A 25727-nucleotide genomic window follows, 5' to 3' on the forward strand; every position below is an offset into this window, starting at 1 on the left:
GTGTTCAGCGACATCACTGTGAGACCTGTCGGCTGGCCATGACCACCCCGGGCAGCGCGGCTGCGCAACCCGGACCAGCTCCGCCGCGCTGCTTCCCCATGTACTACGGCACCGAACTGACTTCGAACGCCGTTCTCACTTGGTGTGCCGAGCACCGGATCGAGTGGCATTACATTGCCCCGGGCAAGCCGATGCAGAACGGCTACATCGAGTCGTTCAACGGCCGCATGCGCGATGAGCTGCTGAACGAAAGCCTGTTCTTCGGACTGGATCATGCCCGCGAGCTGATCGCGGCCTGGGTTGAGGATTACAACACGGAGAGACCCCACTCTTCCTTGGGCTATCAGACGCCGCAGGCGTTCTCCAAAGCCCTACGAACCGCAAGGGACCATCACATTGCGCAACGGACAGGCTCCGCGCGCTGGCCCCTTGCTCCTGTCGCGCCACACGGCGTATCACCTGCCGAGGCTCTAAACGCCACTGGATGAAACTTCAGCAGCAGGTCAAACCCAAGAACCGGCCGCGATCAGGACTATCCGCAAGGGTCACTCGGCTCAAATCATGGGCCCGAGCGGGTGAGCTGTTGAGAAAAAGCTTGCAAAGTGCCCCGCGATTAGAGGCCCCATCAGATCTTGTTCTGACCCGTATCTGATGCAGGCGGTAGGGCAGGGCGCAGCCAGAACTAGCCACGCCACCAGTTGCCAATCTTTGAAAGGGTGCGCGCCAGCACGCGACCCAACCTCGAAAGGAAACCCGCAGGCTCGGGAGCCAGGGCCGCGGCGTCTCGGCGGTCGCGGGCCTTCACCGCCGCTATGACCTCCGGTGCCATAGCGCCAGCCCAGCTGACGCGGTTCCCCTTGATCCAGTAGTGCGACTGACAGGGAAAGCTCCAGTTGCCGATCGAGGGGGAGAGGGAGACCGTGCCGCCGTCCTCTTTCAGGTGCCACTTGGCCGGATTGAGCGGCGTGACGACCTCGCTCCCGCAGCCGCAGCAGCACAGGTGCAGCGCCGTCGCGTAGCGCTTCGAGACGTAAAGGAAGCCGGGCGCGGGTCGCTCCGGTATGTACTCCACAAACTCCGGGGAGAGCTGGTCGATGCGGGTCATTCGGCTCCCTCATTGGCGATCTCGCCGGGAGCGATAGCATAGCCCGTGTAAACGGCCTGTCCCGTATCGCGGTAGATTCCGACCATCTTCTTCCACTGGATCACCGCCATGGCGGCGTTAAGCGCGTTGAGCTCGGCAATCTGGATGTTCGTCGTGTAGTCGTTGGCTGCGGCGTCGTCGGCAAAAGAAATATGCCGCTCCGCGATCCCGCGGGTAGCGGGCGTGCTCGAAGTCACCCGCACGATGCCACCCATCTGGCCGTCTGTCAGGAGAACGCCCAGGCCGACCTCGACGAACGGGGTTCCGTTCGCAGTAAGCCTGTCCACGACTATGCGCTTGGCGGCGCCCTGGTCGATGCAGACAAAGACGAAGTCGAGCCCGTCGAGCAGGGCCAGGTTGTGCTCGCTGAGGAAGGCGTCATGCACGATGATCCCGTTGTGCATGTTCGAGTAGATTTCGCTGAGCCGCACCGCCTTCCTCGGACGCGCCTGCAGTTCTTCGAGAGTGGGAGCACCGGGCGCGCGAAAGGCGTTGTGCTGCGAGAACACATCGCCGTCGATCAGTCGGATTTCGGCAACCTCGGTCTTCGCGACCAGGTCGAGCACGTAGCTGCCGGTTCCGCCGAGACCGGCGATGCCGACCTTCTGGCCCGCCAGCTTGCCGTTCACTGCCGAGATCCCCGCGCGGCTCGATGCCGCGTCCACATACTTGAACGGTCCTCCGCACTCGTCCGCAGGGATCGCGGGGAAGATGCGGGCGTCGGCGTCGGGATCGAGCTTGGTCGCCTCGCCGGTGATGCGAGCGATGTAGCTCGTCATCTTGTGGTGATAGTCCCGGTAGTCGGCCTTCGCCGAGAAGGTGTGGTCGGCGCTGACGCCGTCGCAGAGCACCTGCGGCGTGGAGCTATTCTCTATGGCGCGGATTTTGCCGCCGTCGCTGTGGCAGGGGTGCTCCCCGGTCCAGTAGGCGACGTGATCCCCCGGCTTGTTCGTCACGTCGCCCGAAAGGTCGAGCCGCGAGATCAGGATGCCGCGCTGCACGGTGCGGTCGGCCCCGACATAGGGGACATTCCTGACGAGCAGGAAGCCACCCCGAATGTCGAGGTCGTAGCCTTCGTTCCGCAGGCGGGAGAGGTCGGAACTAAGAGCGATTGGTCGAAGTGACATCGAATTCCATCCCGTCCTTAACCTTGACCGACTGGCCTTCGACCACGGCTCCGGTGGGTTTGTTGCCTTGGCCGCGTGAGTACTGGATCGTGTACTGGATGCCGTCGCCGGTCGGCGGGTTCTCGAAGGCCAGGGCGACGACCTCCTCGAAGGTGAGATCATCGTTCTTCGGGATCGTCTTGGGCCGTCCGTTGATAATGATGGTGACTGTCTTGATGTCCTCGTTCCGGTGCGGAGCGTTCATACGCGTTCTCCTTAGACGTGGGACGCGCCGCTGCCAGACGCGCCGATTGCAGATTCGCAATCGATTCCGTATATAGAAGCGAGTCGACGAAATTGCAAGATCGCAATTGCGTTCCGATTTCGCAACGGTGAGGACATGACAGACAGGTTTGACAGCGAAGCCTTTTACGCGGCCCTGAACGCCGCTCGCCTGAGCAAGCAGATGACATGGAAAGACGTGGCCGAAGAGGCCGGGATAGCAGCTTCGACGCTGTCCCGCATAGGCCACGGGGCAAAGCCCGATGTGAACGGCCTTGCGGCCCTTCTCGCCTGGTCGAACCTCAAGGCGGAAGATTTCATTCGGGGAGCAAAGACAGAAGAAGCGGAGCCACTGGCAAAGATCACGGCGCTCTTGCGTGCGGACCCGCATCTATCGACGCAGAACGCACAGCTGATGGAGAACATCGTCATCAGCACCTACAACAAGCTCCGGGGCACCTGAATTGACGTTCCGTCGTGGTTTCAAAGCCGAGGCAAACCGGATCGCGCTGCGCATCCGCGACCGAATGGGACTAAGCCCCATTGACCCCCTTGATCCTTTCGAGGTCTGTACCCGACTCGATATCCGTGTGATCCGGCTGAGCGAGATCGACCCGCACTCGGCCTTCCTGAGAGGCGAGAGCTCGGCCTTTTCGGCCGTCACTGTTCCCTGCGGGCACGAAATGGCCATCGTCCATAACGACTCGCATCATCTCTACCGGCAGCGGAGCAACCTGGCCCATGAGCTCGCCCACTGCTTCCTCGGCCACAAATGCACGCCGCCGCTCACCGAGAAGGGCGAACGGGCGCGGGACGGCGGGATCGAGGGGGAAGCGAACTTCTTGGGTGGCGCGCTTCTGATCCCCAACGAGGCGGCGCTGCACATCATCAGCAACGGCCTCATGATGGCGGCGCAGCGCCTGTACGGGGTCAGCCAAGCTATGCTTACCTATCGGCTCCGCATCAGCGGCGCTCATACGATCTACCGGCGCAGGTCCGGCCTCCCGTATAGGGGAAGCCGCATCTGACTGGCAGGGGCGCTCCCCTGCCAGTCGATAAGCCTCAATATTCCGAGGCCAGCATGATCGTGAGAACGCTCACGGTTTTCGCCGGGTCGGCGGGATCGTCGCGGTACTGTCATATGTGGACGCTCCCCTTTGGCAAGGGATTTGTTGACGTGTTTGCAAGGTGGTCGGGTGCAGTCATTTGTACGGCCTGTTGGTGCGGCACGTCTGACCGCTGGCCCTGATGGAATCCGCTGATCAAGTCCCTGACAGGTTGGCGTGCTCGAAGCTTTGAGACTGTGAAAGTCAGGATTTGACCTGTCGGACAGTGTCGGACCCGGTCGTGTTGTGCACGAGATAGCCGAGTTCAGAACCCGCCATTCTGGCATGATTGCTCTCGGCTTGGGCAACGTGGGCGGTCAAGCCCCATAGCCGCTTGGCGGTGCGCCACAGGCGCAGGGCTTGAGGGCCCGCCGGAGCCCCAAGCCATCATTCAAGCTGCCAGAGGCAACTCGCTCTGACACTGTCCGTCAAATCAAGTCCAGGATTCTACAATTATTGGCCCTGGATCTGAGCTTAAATCTTCTTTTCTCTTCGCCGGTTCGCGGCTAGGAGATAACGCCAGATTTTGGTGACGGCCTGACAGATCAGGCGGCGGGTTGAGCTTGAGATCCAGGTTGGGAAGCACCGACCTCAAGGCCGTCAGCGAACTTCACACCCTGGATCAGCTTTGGCAACTGGTTTGGTCCATCAAGGCGTCGCCAGCCCTTCTGAGCTCCCTCGACCAGCTTGAAGACCATGATCAAGGCAGTTTGGTTTGACAGACACCCCTTGGCCCGGATTGTTCGGTGCCGCACGGTGGCGAACGTACTTTCAATCGGATTGGTCGTTCTCAGGTCTTCCAGTGCTCGGCGGGAAAATCGTAGAAGGCCAGGAGCGCATCGCGATCTTTGACCAGGCAGTCCACGGCTTTCTCGTACTTGATGCGGTAGGTTTGCGTGAAGGCGTCGAACGCGGCCAGAGCATCCTTCTTGGTCTCGGCCATCCAGATGGCCTGAAGGGCGGATTTGGCTTTGGCGTGAAGGCTCTTCGGCAGCCGGTTGAGGACATTGGCGGTCTTGTGCACCCAGCAGCGCTGCTCGCGCGTCAGAGGCCAGACCTCGCCGAGCGCCTTCCAGAAGCCCAGCGCACCATCGGCCACCGCGATTTCCGGCGCAGCCGCCAATCCCCGCCGTCTCAGGTCCAGCAGCAGGTCGCGCCAGGAGTGGGCGCTCTCGCGCAGGCCATCGGTAAAGCCTACCAACTCCTTTTTGCCTTCCGGCGTCGCCCCGATGAGGACGAGGATGCACTGGGCTTGGTCTTCCAAGCGTGCCTCCAGATGGATGCCGTCCGCCCACAGGTAGACATAGCGCTTGGCCGACAGATCACGCTTTTGCCAGCGGGCATGGTCCTCGCTCCAGACCTGCTTCAGGCGAGCGATGGTCGAGGCCGACAGCCCGGGCGCGTCCTGGCCCACCAGGGCCGAGAGCGCTTCGGCAAAGTCGCCGGTGGAGATGCCTTTGAGGTACAGGACCGGGATGAGCACCTCCAGGCTCTTCGAGCGCCGGGCATAGGGTGGCAGGATCGAGGGCCTGAACCGAACCTGCTCGGTCGGGCTCGCCTGCCGGTCACGCACGCGGGGCTGGCGCACGCCGACCGGGCCAATGCCGGTCAACACCTCGCGGGATGGCAGATAGCCGTGGCGCACCAGGCGCTGCAGTCCGTTCTCCGTCTTGAGTGTGGCGTGCTGGGCGAGGAAATCGGCGACTTCGGCCTCAATGGCTTGGGCCAGTAAGGCGCGGGCACCCTCGCGCAGGATGTCGGTCAGAGAGTCGGTAAAGCTCCCTGGCTGGGCGAGCTTGAAGACGTTATGATCAGACAAGGCGTATCCCTCCTTCGGTGGAGAAGTGGAGGCTCGAACACCCCCACGATACGCCGCTTCATCCCTTCATGCCGTCCCCAACTTACGACGCTATCTCCGCGGCTAGCCCACTTCAACTTTGTTGGAGACAGCATTCTCGGGACAGACGTGAACCTTGAGGCAGGCTCAATTCTTGCCAACCATCGCAACGAGCTGCCTGATCCGACTATTGTGATCCTCTATGAGGGCACCTCGATTGAAACTGGTGCCCTGAAGTTCGGAGCCATCGTGGGGGATGGCTGTCGCATTGGCTCCAATGCCGTTCTTGCGCCTGGCACTATCCTGCCAGCAAAGACCGTCGTGCAGCGGCTTTCCTAAGAAACAGCTCCCGCGGGTGCGACGACACCGACCTCCTGCAACACGAAGCCAAACGCCTTGGCGCGGCGGTGTAAGTTATCGATCACCCGCTTTCGATACCGCTCCTCATAGTACGACGCTCCCGGATCAACGTAATCCATGCCATGGCGCAGGGCGTTGTAGAACAGCGCTGCAATCTTACGAGCGGTTGCAGTCACAGCTTTGGCCTTGCCGATCCGCGTCGACAGGCGCCGGTAAAAGGCACCCAGTGCCGTCTCCGTCTTGCCGATCGTCACGGCCGCCAGCCGCAGAAGGGCCGCCGCCCGACTGCCTGACCGGCGCGTTCGGGAGGAGAGCACCTTGCCCCCGGAGATCTTATTGCCGGGCGCGAGGCAGAGCCAGGAGGTGAAGTGCTTGCTGCTGGGCCAAGCCGTCAGATCCGTTCCGCACTCCGCGATCAGTTTGAGTGCCAAGGACGGCCCTAGGCCGTGGATCCGGGTCAGGTCCTGGCCCAGAATCGCATAGAGGGCGCCACGAAGATCGAAGCTCGGCTCATTGGGCTGGCGGCTCATGCGTCGGCGAGGAGGCGGCAAGGAAGCGGAATCGGGCTTATGGGGGCTCAGCGACTTGAGAACGGCTTCGATCCTCTGGTCGCACGCCGCCACTTTGTGCTGATAGGTGTCGTACAGCGCCAGCGCCTGTTCGAGCGCGAACAGATGCTCGGCGCGATAATGACCCGTCAACCCCTTCTCGATCGTCTCGGAGCTGGAGTGACACCGAACGTCTCTTAAGTTCGCCAGGACTGCCGGATCACGTTCCCCGGCGAGAATGGCACGGATGATGCGCATGCCTGTGGCGCCGGTGATGTCGCTGACCACGTGATGCAGCTGCAGGTTCATCTCGGTCAGCGCCTTCTGCATGTGCTGAATATGCGAGGCGGCATACTCGAGCAGGCGCTCACGCTGGCGCAGATACGCGCGCAGTTCGGCAATCTCGGCTTTGGGTTGGAAGCTGGCGCGCAACAGGCCATAGGCATGGAGGCGCTGGAGCCATTGCGCATCCTTCACATCCGTCTTGCGTCCGGGCACCTGCTTGGCGTCACGGGCATTGACCAGAAACACCTCGAGGCCGCGGTCCTGCAGGATCTCGAAGACCGGGATCCAGTAAACCCCGGTCGATTCCATGACGACGGAGGTGACGCCACAAACCTCGAACCAGTCGGCCAACCGGTGCAGGTCGGCGGTAAAGGTCCCGAAGCTGCGGACAGGCTCGTCAGCGCAGTCGGGTCCCACGGCCGCCATGTGCATCGTGGCCCCGACATCGATGGCGGCGGCATGGGGGTGAACCACCGGCAGGCTCTGGCGATCTTTGCCGGCTTCTCGTTTGCGTCTCATCGGCTCCTCCTTAGGGTGGGAGGGGCTGGACTGCGCCAAAGGTCAACTTCCTAACCGGGATCACCCTGGGGCGTCACCACTCTCAAGCGCGCAACAGTCCATGGACCATGTTTTTTAACGGGGTCATGCGCCACCAATAAGCGAACGGCCGCTCCCCTCCGGCAACAGACTACCAGCAAGCTGTTTCTGACCCCACAGGCGGACCCAGTCCGCGACGGTTTTTTAAGATGTCCCGCTCCATCCGGGTGCGATCGAGTTCACGGCGCAGCCGGGCGATTTCCGCCGCCTGATCGGCCGGGGATGCGCTGCCAGCTGGCAACGGCGTGGGAGCGGCCCTGGACCGGGGCGCAGCTCCATGGGCAAGAGCCCGCCAGTTGCGCAGCATGGATGGGGAGATCCCCAGCTCGGTCGCGATCTGCATGGTTGGGCGGCCACTGCTCTCCAGCAGGGCAACGGCCTCTCGCTTGAACTCGGGGGTGAATTCTCGCCTCGTCTTCGTCATCAAACACCTTCCCGCTCCCGCAGGAGCGTATCAGAGGTGTCCGTCAAAGCGAGGGAAGATCAGAACACCATCAGGCGAGCAGTCGTTGGAGACAGCGCGCCCTTGGTGCGCACGGTGCGGTGCCGCACGGTCGCAAACACGCTCTCAATCGGGTTCGTCGTGCGCAGATGGATCCAGTGCTCAGCCGGCCAGTCGAAGAAGGCTAGCAGCGCCCGCTGGTCCTTGCGCAGGCACTCCACCGCCTTCGGATAGCGTGCGCCATAGGCGTCCTCGAACAGATCGAGGGCGACCTCGGCCTGAGCGCGGGTCGGGGCGAGATAGATCTCCCGCAGGGCCCCCTTCATGCCGGGCTGCACGGACTTGGGCACCTTGTTGAGCACGTTCGCGGTCTTGTGCAGCCAGCAGCGTTGATGATGCGTGCCGGGAAAGAGCTCGTCGAGCGCCTTCCAGAAGCCCAGCGCTCCGTCTCCCACAGCAATGTGAGGCGCAATCGACAGACCCCGCCGCTTGATCTCGACCAGCAGCTCGCGCCAGCTCTGGGCACTCTCGCGCACGCCGGCCTGGAAGCCGATCAGCTCCTTCCTGCCCTCCGGGGTGGCGCCGATCAGCACCAGGATGCATTCAGCCTGGTCCGCCATCCGGGCCTGCAGGTAGACGCCGTCGGCCCAAACATAGACGTAGCGCCGAGCCGAGAGATCGCGGGCCTGCCAACGCTCGTACTCGCCCTGCCATTCGCCCGTGAGTCGGGTGACCACCGAGGGCGAGAGGTTGGGCGCATCCTGGCCGAGCAGGGCGGAGAGCGCCTCCTGGAAGTCGCCGGTCGAGAGCCCGCGCAGGTACAGGATCGGCAGCAGCGCATCCAAGCTTTTGGTGCGCCGCGCCCATTTCGGCAGGATCGCCGAGGTAAAGCGGATGCGGTCGGCATCATCCGTGGCGCCGCGGTCGCGGATCTTGACCCGGCGGACCGCCACCGGGCCGATGCAGGTCTGGAGCATGCGCTCGGGGCCATGCCCGTGCCGGACCAGGCGCTCGCGGCCGTCCGGCAGCTTGAGATCGCGCATGCTGGCCAGATAAGCCTCGGCCTCGCTCTCGATGGCTTGGGCCAGCAGCTTGCGCGCGCCGGCTCGGAGAAGATCGGTCAGGGGATCGTCGATCGTGTCGGGCTGACGAAGGCGGACAATGCTGGTAGTCTCGTTCATGACGTATCGCTCTCCTGGAGAGGTTCTGGCAGGCTCGACACCCGCCTCGATACGTCGCCTTTCTCAATCCGTCATCACCCATGTATGGATGCCCCCGTTCGCGCAAGGGATTTCTGAACAGCTTCGGCATGTGATCGGGTGCGGTCATGTATCAGGCCTTCTGTTGCGGCCATGATCATGCCGCTGGCCGGTATGGAGATACGCGGAGCAGGTGCAGATCAAATTCCCGAGCGCGAAGCTCTTTGGGTGATAATGCTTTTCCTGCTCCCGATCTGACCGATCGTTTTGCCCTTACTGTTCCTCGACCTCCTCACACGCCTGACGCACCGGCAGGATCGATGCCGGATCTCCCGATCACGACGCCGTTGCTGCCGGAACTCTGAAGTCCTCGCCTTTCGTCAGCATGGCCCAGGCGGACCGCGCCATCTTGTTCGCCAGCGCAATGGCCACGAGCATCCTCGGCTTGCGCGCCAGCATGCGGGCAAGCCAGGAGCCTTCCGGCGCGCTCTTGCGCCCTGCGCTCTTGACGACAGCCATCGCGCCGATGATGAGCAGACGTCGGATATCACGCTGGCCCATCTTCGAGGTGCGCCCGAGCACCTGCTTGCCGCCGGTGGAGTGCTGGACCGGGACAAGCCCGAGCCAGGCGGCGAAGTCGCGTCCGCGTCTGAAGCTCTCCATCGGCGGTGCGAAGGTTTCGATCGCCATTGCGGTGATCGGCCCGATCCCGGGCATGGTCTGCAGGCGTGACGTCGTCACCCCACGCGCGGCCTCGCGTTTCAACACCCTCTCGAGATCCGCGATCTTGCCGTCGAGGGCTGCGATCTGGTCGAGATAGAGGCGACCGAGTTCGACGACCAGTGGCTGAAGGGTCGTGTTGACGTCCTCGATCACATCGCTGAGCAGCTTCACTTTGGCTGTTCCCTGTGGCGCGACGACGCCGTGCTCGGCGAGATGCCCCCGCAGCGCATTGATCAGCTGCGTGCGTTGGCGCACGAGAAGATCCCGCGTGCGGAAGACCATCGCTCGCGCCTGCTGTTCCTCGGTTTTGACTGTGACGAACCGCATGGTCGGGCGTGCCGCCGCCTCGGCGATGGCCTCTGCGTCCGCCGCGTCGTTCTTCTGGCGCTTAACGAAAGGTTTTACATAGACCGGCGGGATGAGCCGCACTTCATGCCCGAGAACCTGAAGTTCGCGGCCCCAGTCATGCGCTGTGGCGCAGGCCTCCATCGCAACAATGCAACGTGGCTGCTTGGAGAAGAACGTCAGAACCTGCTGGCGGGTCAGTTTCCGGCGAAAGGCCACGCTCCCATCGGCGCGGGCGCCGTGCGCCTGAAAGACACGCTTTGCAAGGTCGAGACCAATGATGTTAACGTCTGTCACGGATGCCCTCTCCATTTGTGAATGATCCTCAGATCACCACCTTGGCACATTGTGATGCCGTCAGGAGGGGGCATCCACTCCATCAGGTTCCGAAATAACTCTCGGAGCACTGATCTCGGGCATGTCGCTGGAATCAGGCATTGGGACTCCGATGATCTTGCAGGTCTCGCCGACGCCAATCTGGCTGATCAGAAAGGCGATCTGACCGGGCAGGCCGTCGTTGTTGGCGGCCGCGGCTGCCGATGAGGCGGCATTGTGAACTCTCTCGTCGAGGCTGCTGTCAGACAGTCCGTGTGATAGGGCAAGTCTCACGAGTTCCGCAATGATAGTGGGCATCGGTGCTCCATTCGTATGAACGATGGGAAGGTAAGTACCATGTAGTATCTTTGTAAAGAGGCACAGCAAGTTCGAGTTCGCCGGCCATCACAAGAACGCCGAGTCGGTCGATCTCATTGATGAATCGGTAAGCCGAACGAGATCGTTTGAACATTTGTTCAGCGCGTCGAACACGATCGCATCGCCCTTAGCGCCGGATTCGCGCATTATCATCGACGGGGCCGCCAGAGTGGTCGACTTGGGCACGCCGAAGACCTCATCGACAATCGCGCCGTGTTGCTCAACGTCGATCAGCATCCCAGCACGGCGTGCGCTGCGTCGGTCAATCTCCTCAACGGGGGACTCGGCGGATGGCTCGTAGGCGGCGCTCTTCGCGGCTTCTTGCGTCTACTTCGTCGCATGCTGTAGCGGGCCGCAGACAACTTCGCCGAGGCGGTGGCGTCCATTCCGCCGGCGTTTGATGTAGCAGTCGGTGGCGAGCTTAGTGAGCCAGGACTTACTGACTCGCGCAACGCTTCGAGCTTTTCCAATGAGACTTCTCGATTCGTATCTACGTCCATGTTAGGTTTCCCCTTCCGTCGTTGAAATGGACAAACGACTCGCTGTTGCTGAGAGTTTGGACAAGTAGAAGAGTCACTGTTATTGATGCAGCCGCGTCCAAATGAGCTTGCTGGTTTCACGCTCTGCACGCTCGAGTTTGCCGATGCTGAGTTAAGTTCGCCGGTGGGCAGCAGCGCCTTCCGCTCGTAACGCCAAGATGCCGGGTTCCTCGCGCTTGGAGATCACAGGCCGCTTGCGACAACGTCCCGTCTCCAGGCCGATCCGCTCAGGCTTCGATCCCAGCGATCCAAGCCAGGCAGCCAGTGCCGCGGGCTCGCTCGGCACTTTGACCTCCCTCCCGACCTTGCCCGTCCCTTCCACGTCGCACGCGCTTGAGCATTCGACTGCCACATCAATCCCGCCTTATAGTGACATGGTCATCCCCGCAGGCTGCTTGGAGAGTGTCGAGGAGCGTCGCCACGACGATTTGATCTCCAAAGTCGGATAGCGAATTTCATCGTCAGCCAATTCGATCCATGATTTCGGCTTGAATCGCGTTTGCGGTGTGTAGAGAAGCATCTAGTTGCAGGTTCCCAAATGCGAGTTGACAAAGAAGGTAGTTGGCACCTGCCACTTCCAGCTGATTGAGAAGAGTTTGTCGCACAGAAACTGCCGTTCCTGCTACACACAATTCACTCTCGACTGCTGCATCGAAGGTCAGCGGCAGGTTTGGGGGAGTCGGGATAGCATTTTGGTCGCAAAGGTCTTTAAAGCTCTTGAGCCATCGTTCGTAAGCAGGTGCTGCGAGCGAGTAGGCGTGTATGTCAGAATTCCCAATCACGACCATGCGGAGCAATCCAAGGAATGGCGCTTGATGGTCCGCGTCAGGTTTGTGTTCTCGATTGGCGCGGAAGGCTTCAGTAATTCTTCGAAGAGAAGAGGAAGGTCCTACGCAGGCGATATTTGCGCCATTCGCAGCGGCCCAGCCTGCGGTCTCGGGTTGATTGGTGGTGATCCATATCGGCGGATGTGGACGCTGATGGGGTCCTAGCGTCAAAGGAACGCCGTTCAGCTCGAAATGGTGGCCTTGATAGGACAGCGTGCCGCCCTTCATCGCCTCAGTAAGGATTTCGCTGGCTTCCGCGTAGCGGCCTGGCGCCGCCTCCGCCCCAATTCCGAAGTAACCCAGCTCGATCGAGAGAGAGCCGCGTCCGATACCCAGCTCGAGCCTGCCACCGCTCAATTGGTCCAGCATACAGATCTCTTCAAACGCACGCAGCGGATGAGAAAGGACAAGCAGCATTACTAACGGGCCGACACGAAGTCGCTGTGTCCGCTGTGCAACACTCGATAGGAAGAGGTTCGGCGATGGACCTCTCCCATGCGGGGTACAGTGGTGCTCACCAAGATGGTATGCATAGAAACAAAGGTGATCGCACGCCTCCGCTAAGGTCAGGCGAGCTGCGTATTGTCGGGCGATGTCGCCGCCGCCATCATCCAGATGATCGAAGATGCCGCAGGTTAACTTCGAAGGAGAGACGTGTCTCACTCAGTTATCTCCAAGTTCGCGCAGGCTTTTGACGTACGTTTGTTCAGGGGGTGCACAGGAGTTTGCAGTCACTGCATTTCGCGCTTCTGATGTCATCGGTTCACGAGGCGCTATTCGGCGCCTGCGGGTCGGTTCTGCAGTGCTTGTGACCAGCCTGGCGATTTTGCAGGTTGCGATGCGCGACCCTACTCGGCGGGTGCGGGATCGGCGGGTGGCCGGTCTCGGTCTCGGTAAGCTGATGGCCGCGCAAGGCAGCTCCCAGCTGCGCTTGGTCGAGTTCGCCTTCCCAGCGGGCAACCACAAGCGATGCCACCGCGTTACCGATCAAGTTCGTCAGCGCCCGGCATTCGGACATGAAGCGGTCGATGCCAAGGATCAGAGCCATGCCAGCAACCGGAACACTCGGCACGACGGAGAGCGTAGCGGCCAGCGTGATGAAGCCGGCCCCTGTGACACCTGCCGCACCCTTCGAGGAAAGCATCGCAACGAGCAGCAGGAGAACCTGATCGCTGATTGACAGATCCGCATTCGTCGCTTGGGCGATAAAAAGGGCCGCCAGCGTCATGTAGATGTTGGTGCCGTCCAGGTTGAAGGAATATCCGGTCGGGATGACGAGGCCCACCACCGAGCGCTTGGCGCCGGCCTTCTCCATCTTCTCCATGAGCGAGGGCAGCGCGGCCTCCGAAGACGATGTTCCGAGGACCAGCAGCAGCTCTTCCTTGAGGTAGCGGATGAGAGAAAAGATCGAGAAGCCATTGTAGCGGCAGACCGCGCCGAGAACCCCGAACACGAAGAAGAAGGCCGTGATATAGAATGTCCCGACCAGCAGCGCGAGGTTGATCATCGAGCCGAGGCCATACTTGCCGATCGTGAAGGCCATTGCGCCGAAAGCGCCGAGCGGTGCCGCCTTCATCAGGATGCTGACGAGCTTGAAGATGGGCGCGGTGAGCGCCTGGAGGAAGCAAATGACCGGCTTGCCCGTCTCTCCGACCATCGCCAGCGCAATCCCGAAGAGGACGGAGAAGAACAGCACCTGCAGGATGTCGCCTTCCGCAAAGGCGCCGACAATCGTTACCGGGATGATGTTCATCAGGAAGCCCGTCACGGACCGCTCGTGGGCCTTGGCGGCATAAGTATTCACGGCCTGGACATCGAGCGAGGCCGGATCGATGTTGAGGCCGGCGCCCGGCTGAATGACATTGGCGACGATGAGGCCGACGATCAGGGCGAGCGTCGAGAAGGTGAGGAAGTAGACCATCGCCTTGCCGACGACCCGGCCGGCCTTCTGGGGATCGTTCATGCCGGCAATGCCGGTCGTAACGGTCAGAAATATAACGGGCGCGATGATCATCTTGACGAGCTTGATGAAGGCATCGCCGAGCGGTTTCAGGCTTTCACCAATTCCCGGATAGAAATGACCGAGTGCGACGCCGAGGATGATTGCGGCAAGCACCTGCACGTAAAGCTGGGCATGAAAGCGCTTGCGGGGCACAAGGTTTGCGCTGTGGGCTTGTGGGGTCAACATGGATTTCTCTCCCTGGCCGGATTGGGGCGGGCTCTTCGTCCCTCCCCGGTTTTCTCCCGTCTCGGCGCTCCGGTCGAACGCGGCTGCGATGTCAACTGCAAGAGCCATGCCAAACCAAACAACGAGCGAATCGCGCGGTTCTCAGGTATTTCGGAAGCCTTGTGCAGTACGCTTGTGCGGATTTCCGCACTGGCTGCCTTCCCCGTGGCGGAATCCCGCACTAAGATTCGCCAATGGCCGGTCTGGAGAATGCGGTGGCAGAAGACGGCATCGACAAGGGCACCTTGCAGCATGCCCCATTGATGTTCCCTGGCAGATCGGCCGCCGGTCGATCTCTCTGGCTTGCGGTTTTGCTCGCACTTCTTGGTGCGGCCCTCGGTTTTGTCGTCTTTGCAACGGGCCAGATCGCTGGCGCCGGAGCGGAGTATGCCCTACGCAACCGTGCGCTTGCCGCGCTCCCGCTTGTAGCCGACAGTTTGAAAGCGGACGTCGAGAAGCAGAGATTGATTCCGCTGATCCTGGCCCGCGACGGTGCGGTTCAGGAGATGTTTTGCAGTCCGAGCTCTGCCAAGGAAGCCGCGCTCGACGACAAGCTTCGCGGCATTGCCCGCGATGCCACGGCTTCCGTGGTCTATGTCATCAACACCGAGGGCATAGCGGTTGCTGCGAGCAACGCCGGCGAGCCGACCAGTTTCGTCGGCAACGACTACCGCTACCGCCACTACTTCACCGAGGCGATGGCAAATGGCACGGCCACGCAATATGCGCTCGGCACGACCAGCGCGCGCCCGGGCCTATACCTGGCGAGCCGGGTTGACGGGTCGGAGGGTCCGCTCGGCGTGGTCGTGGTGAAGGTGGAGCTCGACCGGGTCGAGTCGAGCTGGAGGGAGAGCGGCTTCGTGGTCTTCACGACGGATGAGCGCGGCGCTGTCCTTGCGACGAGCGTGCCCCAATGGCGTTTTGGCGATCTCTCACCTCTTTCCGAAGAGGAGACGGAAACCACCCGCGATCATCTGCAGCTATCAGGCGCGACTTTCAAGCCGGTGCCGCTTTCCCAGCGTGGCGGCAACATGGTCACCGCAAGTCCTGCGGGCAGATCAGCCGGCTTCGTTGCGGTTTCGCGGGATCTCGGTAAAGCAGTTCCGGGCTGGCGTCTGTCCCTGCTCATTCCTGCTGACGCTGAGATTTCTTCGGCGGCCATAACGGGCCGCGTAACGACACTGCTTGCCCTGATTCTCCTTGGGTTCGTCGTTTTCGTCATTGTCCGACGGCGGCGGGCGATCCGACAGCGGCAGGAAGCACTTGCGCGCATAAATACCGAACTCGAGTACCGCGTCAATCTGCGCACGGCGGATCTCCGCCGCACGGACCAAGCGCTCGCGCACGAGATCGCCGAGCGCGAGAACGCTGAGGAGAGGGTGCGCCGCCTGCGTGATGAACTCGCTCAGGCGAACCGGCTGTCTATTCTTGGGCAGATCGCGGCCGGGGTCGCCCACGAGATCAACCAGCCGGTGGCAGCGATCCGAACCTATGCTGAAAGTGCCGCGCGCCTTCTTCAGAACGGCCGGTCGCAAGACACCGCTGGGAATTTGAGCTCGATCGTCGCCATGACCGGCAGGATCGGGTCAATCACAGAAACACTGCGGTCCTTCTCCCGCCGCGCGACCGGAGCGATATGGCCGTTACCAGCGGAAGAGGCGATTGATGGTGCGCTGTCGCTCCTGTCAGGCCGAATCCGCGATTCCGGGGTGATGATCGAACGAAAGCGGACCGACTCGTCTCCAATGGTGATGGCAAGCCGCATCCGGTTGGAGCAGATCCTCGTCAACCTTCTTCAGAATGCGCTCGACGCCTTAGAGGACCAACCGGAGCCCCAGGTCGAGATCGCGCTCACCGCGAAGGAAGAAATGGTTGCCATTTCCGTCCGGGATAACGGTCCCGGCCTTGCCCCCGACATCCGCCGGAACCTTTTCATGCCGTTCACCACCAGTAAGGAAAAAGGCCTCGGTCTTGGCCTGGTCATTTCAGAAGAGATCGCACGGGAGCTCGGCGGCTCATTGCGGCTCGATACGAACCATGAGAAAGGAGCTTCCTTCACGGTCGAACTGAGGCGTGCGGCATGAGTGCGGAAAAAGGACCAGTTATTTTTGTGGACGATGACGAGGATCTGCTACGGGCAACCAAGCAGATGCTGGAGCTTGCCTGCTTCTTTCCGATCCTTTTCCGCTCGGCCGAGACGGCGCTCGCCACGATAGATAAGGATTTCGAGGGGCCTGTAGTGAGCGACATTCGCATGCCCGGAATGGACGGGCTCCAGCTCTTCGAGCGGGTGAAGGCGATCGACCCGGATATTCCAGTCGTCCTCATCACTGGGCATGGCGATGTCGAGTTGGCCGTCGCGGCCATCAAGGGCGGCGCCTACGATTTCATCCCGAAGCCATATGCGACGGAGCGACTTCTAGAGACGCTGCATCGTGCTTCGGAGAAACGGCACCTGGTTCTGGAAAACAGGCGTCTAAAGGACGCGGTCGCCCGATCCGCCGGCGATATGCCGCTCATCGGCGAGGCGCCGGCCATGAAGCGGTTGCGCAGAACGCTCCGCCAAATCGCCGATACCAATGTGGACGTCCTCGTGGAAGGTGAAACAGGCACCGGCAAGGAGGTGGTCGCCGCGCTGCTGCACCGGTGGAGCAACCGGCACGCGAAACCCTTTGTCGCGTTGAATTGCGGCGCGCTCCCGGAAAGCGTCATCGAGAGCGAGCTTTTCGGACATGAGGCAGGCGCCTTCACGGGAGCACAGAGGCGCCGGATCGGGCGGATCGAGCATTCAAACGGTGGGACGCTCTTCCTCGATGAAATCGAGTCTATGCCGCCCCCGCTTCAGGTGAAGCTGCTCAGGGTGCTCGAAGCCCGGCAGATCACGCCGCTCGGCACCAATGAAACCCGAAGCATCGACCTTCGTGTCGTCGCCGCGACGAAGGTCGATCTCGGCGATCCAGCGACCCGCAGAGATTTCCGGGAAGACCTCTATTTCCGGCTGAACGTAGTGACGTTACGCATCCCGCCGCTTCGCGAGCGCCCCGAAGACATTCCGGCGCTTTTCGGCCATTTCCTGGAGCGCGCATCGAAACGCTTCGGCCAGCCGGTGCGGGAGATGACCGCGGCCGTGCGCGACCATCTCATGGGCCACAAGTGGCCCGGCAATGTTCGCGAACTCGTTCATTTTGCCGACCGCGTCGCCCTGGGGCTCGAACCGGCATTGGAAACCTCGGTTGTATCGACTCAAGAATGCGGGACCGCACCAGGCCTAAGTCTTGCTGAAAAGGTGCGCCGTTACGAAGCAACTGTAATTCACGAAGCCTTGCAGGAACATCGCGGCGATATGCAACAAGTGATCGAAACACTTAGAGTCCCTCGCAAAACTTTCTTCGATAAATTGAAACGCCACGGGATAAACTCGGCCGATTATCGAAAGAATCGCGAGTGTTCGAAACCTTCTTGAACTTGCACATCGCGGAAAGGCTGCGATGATGTGTTGACGCCAGCGCATTGGAATAGTTAAAGCCGCTTGTGCCGAATGCCACGCTATTTTGCCTCAACCCTTACTGTAATACCCATCCACTGAAGTTCTGACTCGGGTTTGCGATGGAGTTCCTGACGTGATTCACTGATCGCCGGGTGCTGTTGATGGGGATCAGCATGGCTGCCCTCCGGATCCGCCAGGACTACTCACCGTGCGACTTACGCCAGCGGGCCGCCCGCGAGAGGGATCCCAGGGCGATCTTGCGGCTCTTGGCCATTGCCAATGCGCTGGAGGGCCTGACCCGCGCCGAGGCGGCCCGGCTCGCCGGCATGGAGCGCCAGGCCCTGCACGATGCCATCCAACGCTTCCATGCCGCAGGCACTGACGGCCTGCATGACCGCTCCCGTTCGGGTCGCCCGGAACACCTCACTCCCGGCCAGCAGCCCGCGCTCAGGGCGCCCCTCCTGCGCGGACCCCAGCCGGAGCGCGATGGGGTGAGCGCCTGGCGCCTGGTTGATCTGTGTGACTATGTCGAGCGGACTTAGGGCGTCCGCGACAGCCAATGGGGTCTCTCCCGCGTGCTCAAGCGGCTCGACTAGTCGCGTCAGAAGACACGGCCCTCGCCCCCGAAGGGCCATCCGGCCGCACAGGCGGCGTTCAAACAATCAGCTCCCATCAAAGCTTCAGGCCTTCGCGGCGGAGCATCCTGACGCACGTCTTCACCTCTGGTGTCAGGACGAGGCGCGCTTGGGCCAGAAGGGCCGGACCACCCGGGTCTGGGATGAGCGCGGGGTGCGCCCGCCGGGCGTGGTCGACCGGCGCTTCGAGAGGCTGTATCTGTTGGCCGCTTGCCGTCCGGGCACGGACGAGGCCTTCGCGCTGGCGCTACCGCGAGTGCACGCCGACGCGATGACGGTGCTTCTGGAGCACTTCTCGCGCCAGCTTGCGCCGGGCGTGCATGCGGTGCTCGTGCTGGATCAGGCCGGCTGGCACGACGAGCGGGCCTTGCATGTGCCCGCGTCCATCACGCTCCTGTCATTGCCGTCGGCCTCGCCCGAGTTGAACCCGGTGGAGCGGATCTGGCTCTATCTGCGTGAGCGGGATCTCTCGCATCGCGTGCTGGACGACGATGGGGCTGTCCTGGAGGCCGTCTGCCGCGCCTGGACCAGGCTTCTTGATGAGGCGGGTCGGCTCACGACACTTACTGCTTATCCTTATCTGACCACGTCAGAAATTCCGTGAGCGGGTATAATCCCTGAAATATAACCGCCAGACCGAAGCGCCGACGGCAATATTGGCTTTCTGGCCAGGTATTTTCTTCTCATTTTGGGGCTGCAGCTCGCTCGCTTCGGAACAACGGTCCACTAATGGGATGGACCGGCTGCTTCCCCCGGCGGGTACTCGGCAAAGGCTGGTACCCGCGACAACGGGAGAAGCAGCCATGGAGCCCGAGATAGAGAATTTATTTCCGACCCTTACGATGATTGGCATCGACATCGGCAAAGACGTCTTCTCCCTTGTCGGCTTCGATGCCGAAGGGAAGATCGCCTGCCGTCGCAAGATCAAGCGGGGTGGCAATCACGCCGAGGTGGTATAGGAATGCCTGAGCTGTCCCGTGGCCTCACGCGGGTAAGCCATGTGGGATGCCTCGTGTAATAGTATCTCTCGCATCCAGATGCTTGCTGGATCATTATTGTGAAGGGCAGGCCATTGGACGGCTTCGGTGAATGCGGGAAGTGGCAGCGGCAGTTCAACGATCCGCAGGGGTATCGTCTTTGCGAAATGCTCAACCAGCCGTAAGGGCATGGTTGCTATACGGTTGGTGCCTGATAGCACGGGTGGGAGCATGCTAAAGCTGTCCACCACGACCTCAAGACGTCTCTTGAATCCGTGCTCGAGCAAAAACCATTCCTCGATGGAGGGCTTCCGTGTCCGTCCGAACTTGACCGCAACGTGCCCCATCGACATGTATCTCTCGAATGTAAGCTGCCGCGGTAGCTGCTTGTTCATGCGGCAACCTACACACACAAGTTTCTCGTCAAACAGTGCCACTCTAGGATGCACGCTCGACATGAATACTTCCGGAAGGACTAGAAAATCGACGTCACCGCGCCGGAGAAGCTCATCGGGGTCATCGTCGAGAGGCAGCAATTCGAAGCTGACGGCGGGAGCTTCCCGGGCAACACGCTCCACGACCTTTCTAAAAAATACGAGTGTCATGAAATCGGAAAGGATGATCCTGAAGCGGCGCTCCGATTGGGCTGGGTTGAACCGGTCCGAGGAAATGATGGAGAGCTGGATGTGCAGCAGAGCCTCGCGGACTGCGGGGGCGAGCCCTGCCGCACGCGGTGTTAGGACAAGTTCACGGCCCCTCATCGTGAATAGCTCATCGCGGAAATAGGCGCGTAACCGGCCGACGGCCGCGCTCATGGCCGGCTGGCTCAGGTTGATGCTGCGTGCCGCCGCCGTGAGGTTACGCTCGGTCATCAGAGCATCGAGCGCGACGAGGAGATTGAGATCAAGGCCCTTGAAACGCATGGTGTGCAGTGATCCATAGCATGGATGTGGGCGGATTCAAGCGGTCGTCGCAACGGTGAAATTTTAGCTCATCGCAGATACTGGTCCAAGGCCTCGGCAGGGGTTCTCCAGCCAAGGGCCTTTCGCGGCATGGTATTGAGGGCCAGTGCCACAGCTGAGATGTCATCGACGCTATGCGCGCTGAGGTCGGTCCCCTTTGGAAAGTACTGGCGCAGCAGACCATTGGTTGTTGTTGCCCCGAAAGATCGGACAGATCATCCCGGTTGACGTGAGGCGATGAACTCACGCGGGGAACGATCGCCGAGCGCCTTGTGCGGGTGAAGGCTGTTGTCATGCTCGAACCATAAGGGAAGGCTTTCCATGACCGTTCTCGCATCCGGGATCGGGTTTACCCGGACGTCATCACGCGTGATCGTCCGTACGAAGGCTTCGGCCAGGCCGTTGCTATGCGGGCTCTGCACCGGCGTGGTGCGCGGCTCCAGCCCCATCTCCCGCGCCAGGCTCTTCGTGTCATGCGCGATGTCGCCCGAGCCGTTGTCGGAGAGCCCTTCGATGGTCTCCGGCAGCCGGTTCACGGACCCGAAGCGAGGCTCCACCGCCGTGATCATCAGATCCTGCACGTCCTCGCCCGTGAGTCCTTCGGTCGTGGCCACATGCCCCAGCACCTCGCGATCACAGCAGTCGAGTGCAAACGCCACCCGCACCGTCTCGCCATTGGCGCAGCCGATCTCGAACCTATCCGAGCACCAGCGCAGACTGGAGCGCTCCACGGCAACACGCCCGTCGTGCCAACGTGTCTCAGCTCCGCCAGCATGGCGCTGCAGCAGGAGGTCATGGGCCTTCATCACTCGATAGACCCGCTTGTGATTAGGCGCAGGACGACCCTGCTCACTGCAACAGCTCGAGTTTTTGACATCCGGGCGCATGATGCCGTTATAGAGGTGATGATAGGCGCCGTGCGCTATCTGATGCTCATCAGAGTGTCCCTCCTCGGCCCTAGCAGGGAGGGAGTAGAAGAGGGCCGCGATGACAACGATCGTCATCACGACAGCTAAGGCGTTATAGAAGGCCGCCCAGATTTCGGCACGCCGCATCGAAGCCTCCTTTTCCCTAAGACCGACGCTCGGCCGGGTCGGCATCGCGCCCTCAGTGATCACGAGCGCCTTCACCCGCAGCCGCACAGAGTTACGCCGACATAAGGCGATGATGATTGCGGCAGCACTCCACGCCAATTATCCGCGTGGCTGATTGGATTACACGTTGGTATGGGCTGGCGATGCGCGGGGTATAAGCGGGGATGTCACATCAACCAAGTAAAGGCCTTTCCGGCGCGGGCCTCGCCTGCCTAAGTCCTTGAAAACGCACAATCGGGCATCCGCGCGAGGGGCAGTATGCGTACGTAAAACACTTTGATGTGACGACGCCCTTCCGAGAAGTGCCAGAGCCTAACCTCAGGGGTGTTCCTGAGAACGGACCCTGGGGCCGCATGTGGTCAGCCTTTTGCGAAGGGATCCTCGCATAAGCATCGCTTTACCGGACGCAGAGCAGAATCGCCGAACAATCAAAATGCTTGCCGTTGAACACCACGTCCTCCGTTGTCGGGATTTCAATCATAGTAGCTAAAACTCTGAAACAAACTGTCTGCGCCATAACCCAGCTCGGATCTACTAAGGGCTTGGCAGGCAACAACCTGCCCAAATGGGCAACTGGTGCGTTGTTGGAACAAGGACCATCCGTTCTGAACGGAGCTGCCGATGTCGCTACCCTCCCTTCACCCATGTGGATGCCCCAAGTGTCACTCGCGCAAGCCCCATCCGGACCGCATGCTTCATCGGCAGATCAACCTGCTTGCCAGCCGGCTCGACGAACAGCAGCGCCGGTGGTTTATCGCGTTTGAGGCGATGCGGATCGGCTGGGGCGGCACTCAGCGGCTTGCCCAGATCACGGGCTTGAGCCCCCATACCATCCGGCGCGGCCGTCGCGAACTCGAGGCCGGGCTTGTTGACCGCCCCACCGAGCGCGTGCGGGTCGCCGGTGGTGGCCGTCCCACCCGAGAGGTCCAGGATCCTGAACTCCCACAGACCTTGGAGGAGTTGCTCGAAGGCGAGACAGCGGGTGACCCGATGGGTCGGCACGCCAAAGCCAAGCGGAGTTCTCTGCATCATCTGAGCCATGAGCTTGCCGTCGCAGGACACCCGGCCAGCCGCCCCACGGTGGCGCGCCTGCTGCGCCAATTGGGCTACTCGCCCAAAGCCAATGCACGGCGTACCGAGGCGCACAGCACGCCGCCTGAGCGCGATGCGCAATTCCAGCACATCGCCGAACAGCGCGCGCAGTTTGCAGCCACAGGTGAGCCGATCATCAGCGTGGATTCGAAAAAAAAAGGAATTGGTCGGTGACTTCAAGAACCCGGGCCAGACGTGGTGCCGGAGAGCCGAGCCGGTCTTGGTGCACGACTAGCCGCAGGATGCAGTCGGTCAGGCCATTCCTTACGGCATCTACGAGATCACAACCAACAGCGGCTATGTGTGCATCGGCGATTGCTTTGACACCCCGCGCTTTGCCGTTGAGGCGATCAGTGACTGGTGGGAGAGCGAAGGACAGAAGCGCTTTCCAGAAGCCGGGCGTCTCCTCGTCCTGGCCGATGCGGGCGGCTCGAACAGTTGCCGCTCCCGAGTTTGGAAAGCCCAGTTGCAAGAACAGCTCTGCGATGCCTGCGGGCTCGAGGTCACGGTGTGTCACTATCCCACCGGCTGCTCGAAGTGGAACCCAATTGAGCACCGGCTCTTCAGCTTCATCAGCTTGAACTGGGCTGGCGTGCCGCTGCGGACCTTTGCGACGATGGTCCGCTACATTGCCGGAACCGTCACGGCAGCCGGGCTGCGGGTGAATGCTCGCCTCAAGCGTGGTGGCAATGAGACCGGGGAGCGGGTCTCCGACGAGGTCATGCGTCGCCTCCACCTGAGGCCGCATGCCGTCTACACGCTCTCGCCGCGAACTTGATAACCTGAATTGGCAAATAGTTGGCTGCCAAGCCCTAAGGTGCGACAGCATTCTGCCCACTGGATGAGGACACCTATACTTTGATGTGATTGCTATCGCACAGGGCTGCCGCTAAGGCGCTGTTAGCGCATGAACTCATTGCGTCTGAGGGCGTTTTGCTCGTCCTGATCTGAGGAGGAGCCATGCTGACGGCCGCACAGTGGGCGATGCTGGAGCCTTTGGTGGAACAGTGCCGTCCCAAGGGCAAGACACCGCCGCAGGATCTACGACGGACCATTGAGGCCATGCTCGGCGGCATGAGAATGGTGCCAAAGGGCGGTCCGTCCCCGCTGAGCTGGGGCCGTGGTGGCGCGCGGCTCAGACCTTCATCCGCTGGGCGCGTCGGGGTGTCTGGGAGCGTCTCCTGGTGCAGGAGCACAGCATCCAGCTCGGAATGACGTTCCTCGACGGCAGCAGCGTGCGGGCGCATCAGAAGGCCGCCGGAGCTCGCCGAAAAGGGGCTCTCAAGCTGAGCGAGACCATCGTGAAGCACTTGGCCGCTCTCGTGGCGGCTATGGCACCAAGGTTTGCGTGATCGCGGACGGTCTCGGACGCGCCGTCGCGTTCCGCATCGCCCCCGGTCAGGCGCATGAGCTGCCGCACGCCATTCCTCTGCTGGACAGCCTGCCGGACGTGCCAATGTGGGTTGTGGCCGATCGCGGCTACACCAGCCATGGTTTTCGTGAGCACATCTGGAGCATCGGCGCACGACCCGCTATCCCACCGCGGCGCCATGAGGCGCCGGTGGCATGCCCCGAGTGGATCTACAACAACCGCAATGTTGTCGAGATGGTCTGATCACAAATGACAAATTCTGCCTAAGTCGCTTCGGACAGCTCAGGTTGAGTTGGTGGCGGATGCCGTTGCACTTGCGCCGGACCTGTTCGTCGGGTTGCCCTTCGTTGCCGAACTTGTCTGCGACAGGAGGCAACAATGAGGAAGTGGCGGATGCACCGGACATGCCAGCCTCATCCGGACGGGCAGAGCCGGTGGGATCGGACCTATCAGCAATTGATGGCCTGGACGCAGGTGTCCCAAGACGCCGCGGTTCCGGTCGGCCCCGAGCTTCCCGCACGGGAGGTGAACCATGAGGACCGGGGTCTATGCACGGGTCTCCACCCAGCGCCAGGCGCAGGCCGACGGGCTCGCTCAGCAGATTGATCGCCTGCAGGCTCACGCCCGTCAGCAGGGGTGGAGCGTCGCCCCGGAGCACATCTTCCGCGATGATGGCTATAGCGGCGCCAAACTCACACGGCCAGGTCTGGAGCGGCTGCGCGACCGCGCGGCTCTGCGCGAACTCGATCGGGTTCTGATCACGGCGCCAGACCGGCTCGCGCGCAATTATGTGCATCAAGTCCTCCTGCTCGAGGAGATCACGGCCGCCGGATGCCAGGTCGAGTTCCTCGACCGGCCGATGAGCCAGGATCCGCATGATCAACTCCTGCTGCAGATTCGTGGGGCCGTGGCCGAGTATGAGCGCAGCTTGATTGCCGAGCGCATGCGCCGTGGTCGCTTGCGCAAGCTGCAGGCCGGAATCCTGATGCCGTGGACGCGCCCACCCTACGGCTATCGGGTGGATCCCGAGCGACCGCGGGATCCGGCCGGAGTCCGGCTCGATCGGGCTGAAGCTGCCGCGGTGGCCGAGATGTATGGCTGGTACGCGGACGAGGCCCACAGTCTCTTCGGGCTGGCCAAGAAGCTGCAGCAGGATGCCGTGCCGCCGCCGCGGGTGCAGGGGCGCTGGAACGTGACGACCTTACGGGCCATTTTGACCAACCCCGTCTACGCCGGACAGGTGTACGCTGGTCGCATTCAGGCTGCCCCCTACCGCGTGCGCCCGCCGGAGGAGTGGATCGCCGTGGCACACGTTCCGGCGATCGTCACACAGGAGCAATTTGATCGCGTGCAGACCAAGATCGCCCAGAACCGACAATTTGCCCGCCGCAACAACACGGCCCATCGCTATCTGCTGCGCGCCCTTGTCAGCTGTGGGATATGTGGATTGTCGTGTTTGGGCCGCAGCTTGCCATCCGGCTATTGCTATTATTGCTGCCGCGGCAAGCAGTCGCCGCGGCAGTCCTATCGGGAGACCCGATGCCCCTCCCGCTTCATCCCGGCCGAGCAAGTCGATGACCTCGTCTGGAGCGACTTATGTCAGGTGCTCACCCATCCGGAGTCGATCCGGTTCGCCCTGGAGCGGGCGCACGGGGGACATTGGCTGCCCCAGGAACTGCAGGCGCGCCGGGAGGTGCTCCGGCGCGGCCAGACCCATCTTCAGCAGCAGATTGAGCGGCTCACGGAAGCTTATCTGGCCGGCGTGCTCGGGCTTGAAGAACTCCGGCGGCGCCGGCGTGATTTGGACCAGGCCAAAGAGGCCCTCGAAGCCCAGGTGCGGCAACTGGA

At 61.8% G+C, this 25727-nt stretch carries 20 protein-coding genes and 8 pseudogenes; 13 read left to right on the top strand and 15 right to left on the bottom strand.

Annotated elements, in window-relative coordinates:
* Positions 1–107 precede the first annotated feature (107 nt).
* Positions 108–488, top strand: a pseudogene (locus U0023_RS28290) (integrase core domain-containing protein); the annotation flags it as partial.
* 194 nt (positions 489–682) lie between these two features.
* Here U0023_RS28290 and U0023_RS28295 read toward each other — a convergent pair.
* From U0023_RS28295 to U0023_RS28305, 3 genes are read right to left on the bottom strand one after another with little or no spacing between them, the layout of a single operon-like run.
* The gene (locus U0023_RS28295) at positions 683–1105 is read right to left on the bottom strand and encodes a DUF6527 family protein (protein ID WP_009491853.1); all 423 of its coding nucleotides are present in this window, start codon (positions 1103–1105) and stop codon (positions 683–685) included.
* Complete coding sequence (locus U0023_RS28300) at positions 1102–2271, bottom strand: ThiF family adenylyltransferase (RefSeq protein WP_009491854.1); 1170 nt, start codon at positions 2269–2271, stop codon at positions 1102–1104. Before U0023_RS28300 ends, U0023_RS28295 begins: the two co-directional genes overlap by 4 nt.
* Positions 2246–2515, bottom strand: a complete 270-nt coding sequence (locus tag U0023_RS28305) for a multiubiquitin domain-containing protein (RefSeq protein ID WP_009491855.1) — start codon at positions 2513–2515, stop codon at positions 2246–2248. The genes U0023_RS28300 and U0023_RS28305 overlap by 26 nt, the downstream gene beginning before the upstream one ends.
* Positions 2516–2650: 135 nt before the next feature.
* Between U0023_RS28305 and U0023_RS28310 the strand changes: the two genes are divergently transcribed.
* Positions 2651–2995 (top strand): helix-turn-helix domain-containing protein, encoded by a 345-nt coding sequence (locus U0023_RS28310; protein ID WP_009491856.1) that lies wholly within the window; start codon positions 2651–2653, stop codon positions 2993–2995.
* A 1-nt stretch (position 2996) separates the two neighbouring features.
* On the top strand, positions 2997–3560 hold the full coding sequence (locus tag U0023_RS28315; RefSeq protein ID WP_009491857.1) for an ImmA/IrrE family metallo-endopeptidase: 564 nt from the start codon (positions 2997–2999) through the stop codon (positions 3558–3560).
* 623 nt (positions 3561–4183) lie between these two features.
* Here U0023_RS28315 and U0023_RS28320 read toward each other — a convergent pair.
* Positions 4184–5457: pseudogene (locus U0023_RS28320) on the bottom strand (IS256 family transposase).
* A 147-nt stretch (positions 5458–5604) separates the two neighbouring features.
* On the opposite strand from U0023_RS28320, the gene U0023_RS28325 reads away from it, so the two are divergent.
* Positions 5605–5814, top strand: coding sequence for an LbetaH domain-containing protein (locus U0023_RS28325; RefSeq protein WP_009494076.1), 210 nt, complete (start codon positions 5605–5607; stop codon positions 5812–5814).
* Here U0023_RS28325 and U0023_RS28330 read toward each other — a convergent pair.
* The 8 genes and pseudogenes from U0023_RS28330 to U0023_RS28365 all read right to left on the bottom strand — a co-directional run bounded on the left by U0023_RS28330 (position 5811) and on the right by U0023_RS28365 (position 14221).
* Complete coding sequence (locus U0023_RS28330) at positions 5811–7187, bottom strand: IS110 family RNA-guided transposase (RefSeq protein ID WP_009494075.1); 1377 nt, start codon at positions 7185–7187, stop codon at positions 5811–5813. The genes U0023_RS28325 and U0023_RS28330 overlap by 4 nt on opposite strands.
* A 220-nt stretch (positions 7188–7407) precedes the next feature.
* Positions 7408–7689: pseudogene (locus U0023_RS28335) on the bottom strand (transposase); the annotation flags it as partial.
* Positions 7690–7751: 62 nt separating this feature from the next.
* A pseudogene (locus U0023_RS28340) lies at positions 7752–8888 on the bottom strand (IS256 family transposase); the annotation flags it as partial.
* 354 nt (positions 8889–9242) lie between these two features.
* The gene (locus tag U0023_RS28345; RefSeq protein ID WP_040637926.1) at positions 9243–10271 is read right to left on the bottom strand and encodes an IS110 family RNA-guided transposase; all 1029 of its coding nucleotides are present in this window, start codon (positions 10269–10271) and stop codon (positions 9243–9245) included.
* A gap of 60 nt (positions 10272–10331) precedes the next feature.
* Positions 10332–10607: a hypothetical protein gene (locus U0023_RS28350; protein ID WP_009489153.1), complete on the bottom strand. Its 276-nt coding sequence runs from the start codon at positions 10605–10607 to the stop codon at positions 10332–10334.
* Between the two features lie 87 nt (positions 10608–10694).
* On the bottom strand, positions 10695–10904 hold the full coding sequence (locus U0023_RS28355) for a hypothetical protein (RefSeq protein WP_009489152.1): 210 nt from the start codon (positions 10902–10904) through the stop codon (positions 10695–10697).
* Positions 10905–11667: 763 nt separating this feature from the next.
* On the bottom strand, positions 11668–12696 hold the full coding sequence (locus tag U0023_RS28360) for an LLM class flavin-dependent oxidoreductase (protein ID WP_009489151.1): 1029 nt from the start codon (positions 12694–12696) through the stop codon (positions 11668–11670).
* A gap of 100 nt (positions 12697–12796) precedes the next feature.
* Positions 12797–14221 carry a dicarboxylate/amino acid:cation symporter gene (locus tag U0023_RS28365; protein WP_009489150.1) on the bottom strand — a complete coding sequence of 475 codons (1425 nt, stop codon included), beginning with the start codon at positions 14219–14221 and terminating at the stop codon, positions 12797–12799.
* 233 nt (positions 14222–14454) lie between these two features.
* Here U0023_RS28365 and U0023_RS28370 point away from each other — a divergent pair, with 233 nt between their 5' ends.
* The 5 genes from U0023_RS28370 (at position 14455) to U0023_RS28390 (ending at position 19341) form a co-directional block, all read left to right on the top strand.
* On the top strand, positions 14455–16344 hold the full coding sequence (locus tag U0023_RS28370; protein ID WP_009489149.1) for a sensor histidine kinase: 1890 nt from the start codon (positions 14455–14457) through the stop codon (positions 16342–16344).
* Positions 16341–17723, top strand: coding sequence for a sigma-54-dependent transcriptional regulator (locus tag U0023_RS28375; protein ID WP_009489148.1), 1383 nt, complete (start codon positions 16341–16343; stop codon positions 17721–17723). Before U0023_RS28370 ends, U0023_RS28375 begins: the two co-directional genes overlap by 4 nt.
* 197 nt (positions 17724–17920) lie before the next feature.
* Entirely contained in the window at positions 17921–18289 is a 369-nt protein-coding gene (locus tag U0023_RS28380) for a helix-turn-helix domain-containing protein (RefSeq protein ID WP_009489147.1), read from the top strand.
* Positions 18273–18986, top strand: a complete 714-nt coding sequence (locus U0023_RS28385) for an IS630 family transposase (RefSeq protein ID WP_154660895.1) — start codon at positions 18273–18275, stop codon at positions 18984–18986. Before U0023_RS28380 ends, U0023_RS28385 begins: the two co-directional genes overlap by 17 nt.
* 199 nt (positions 18987–19185) lie before the next feature.
* Entirely contained in the window at positions 19186–19341 is a 156-nt protein-coding gene (locus U0023_RS28390; RefSeq protein WP_009489145.1) for a hypothetical protein, read from the top strand.
* Here the strand turns inward: U0023_RS28390 and U0023_RS28395 are convergent.
* The 3 genes and pseudogenes from U0023_RS28395 to U0023_RS28405 form a co-directional block, all read right to left on the bottom strand.
* Positions 19323–20282: a LysR family transcriptional regulator gene (locus U0023_RS28395; RefSeq protein WP_009489144.1), complete on the bottom strand. Its 960-nt coding sequence runs from the start codon at positions 20280–20282 to the stop codon at positions 19323–19325. The genes U0023_RS28390 and U0023_RS28395 overlap by 19 nt on opposite strands.
* Positions 20283–20350: 68 nt before the next feature.
* Positions 20351–20509: pseudogene (locus tag U0023_RS28400) on the bottom strand (IS30 family transposase); the annotation flags it as partial.
* A gap of 27 nt (positions 20510–20536) precedes the next feature.
* Positions 20537–21166 (bottom strand): annotated as a pseudogene (locus U0023_RS28405) (DDE-type integrase/transposase/recombinase); the annotation flags it as partial.
* Between the two features lie 939 nt (positions 21167–22105).
* Here U0023_RS28405 and U0023_RS28410 point away from each other — a divergent pair.
* The 4 genes and pseudogenes from U0023_RS28410 to U0023_RS28425 form a co-directional block, all read left to right on the top strand.
* The gene (locus tag U0023_RS28410) at positions 22106–22681 is read left to right on the top strand and encodes an ISAzo13-like element transposase-related protein (RefSeq protein ID WP_052600416.1); all 576 of its coding nucleotides are present in this window, start codon (positions 22106–22108) and stop codon (positions 22679–22681) included.
* 106 nt (positions 22682–22787) lie between these two features.
* Entirely contained in the window at positions 22788–23285 is a 498-nt protein-coding gene (locus U0023_RS28415) for an ISAzo13-like element transposase-related protein (RefSeq protein ID WP_322883853.1), read from the top strand.
* A gap of 182 nt (positions 23286–23467) precedes the next feature.
* Positions 23468–24113: pseudogene (locus tag U0023_RS28420) on the top strand (IS5 family transposase); the annotation flags it as partial.
* Between the two features lie 298 nt (positions 24114–24411).
* Positions 24412–25416 (top strand): annotated as a pseudogene (locus U0023_RS28425) (recombinase family protein); the annotation flags it as partial.
* Positions 25417–25727: the final 311 nt, after the last annotated feature.

The sequence above is a fragment of the Microvirga lotononidis genome (genome assembly GCF_034627025.1).
Lineage (GTDB): Bacteria > Pseudomonadota > Alphaproteobacteria > Rhizobiales > Beijerinckiaceae > Microvirga > Microvirga lotononidis.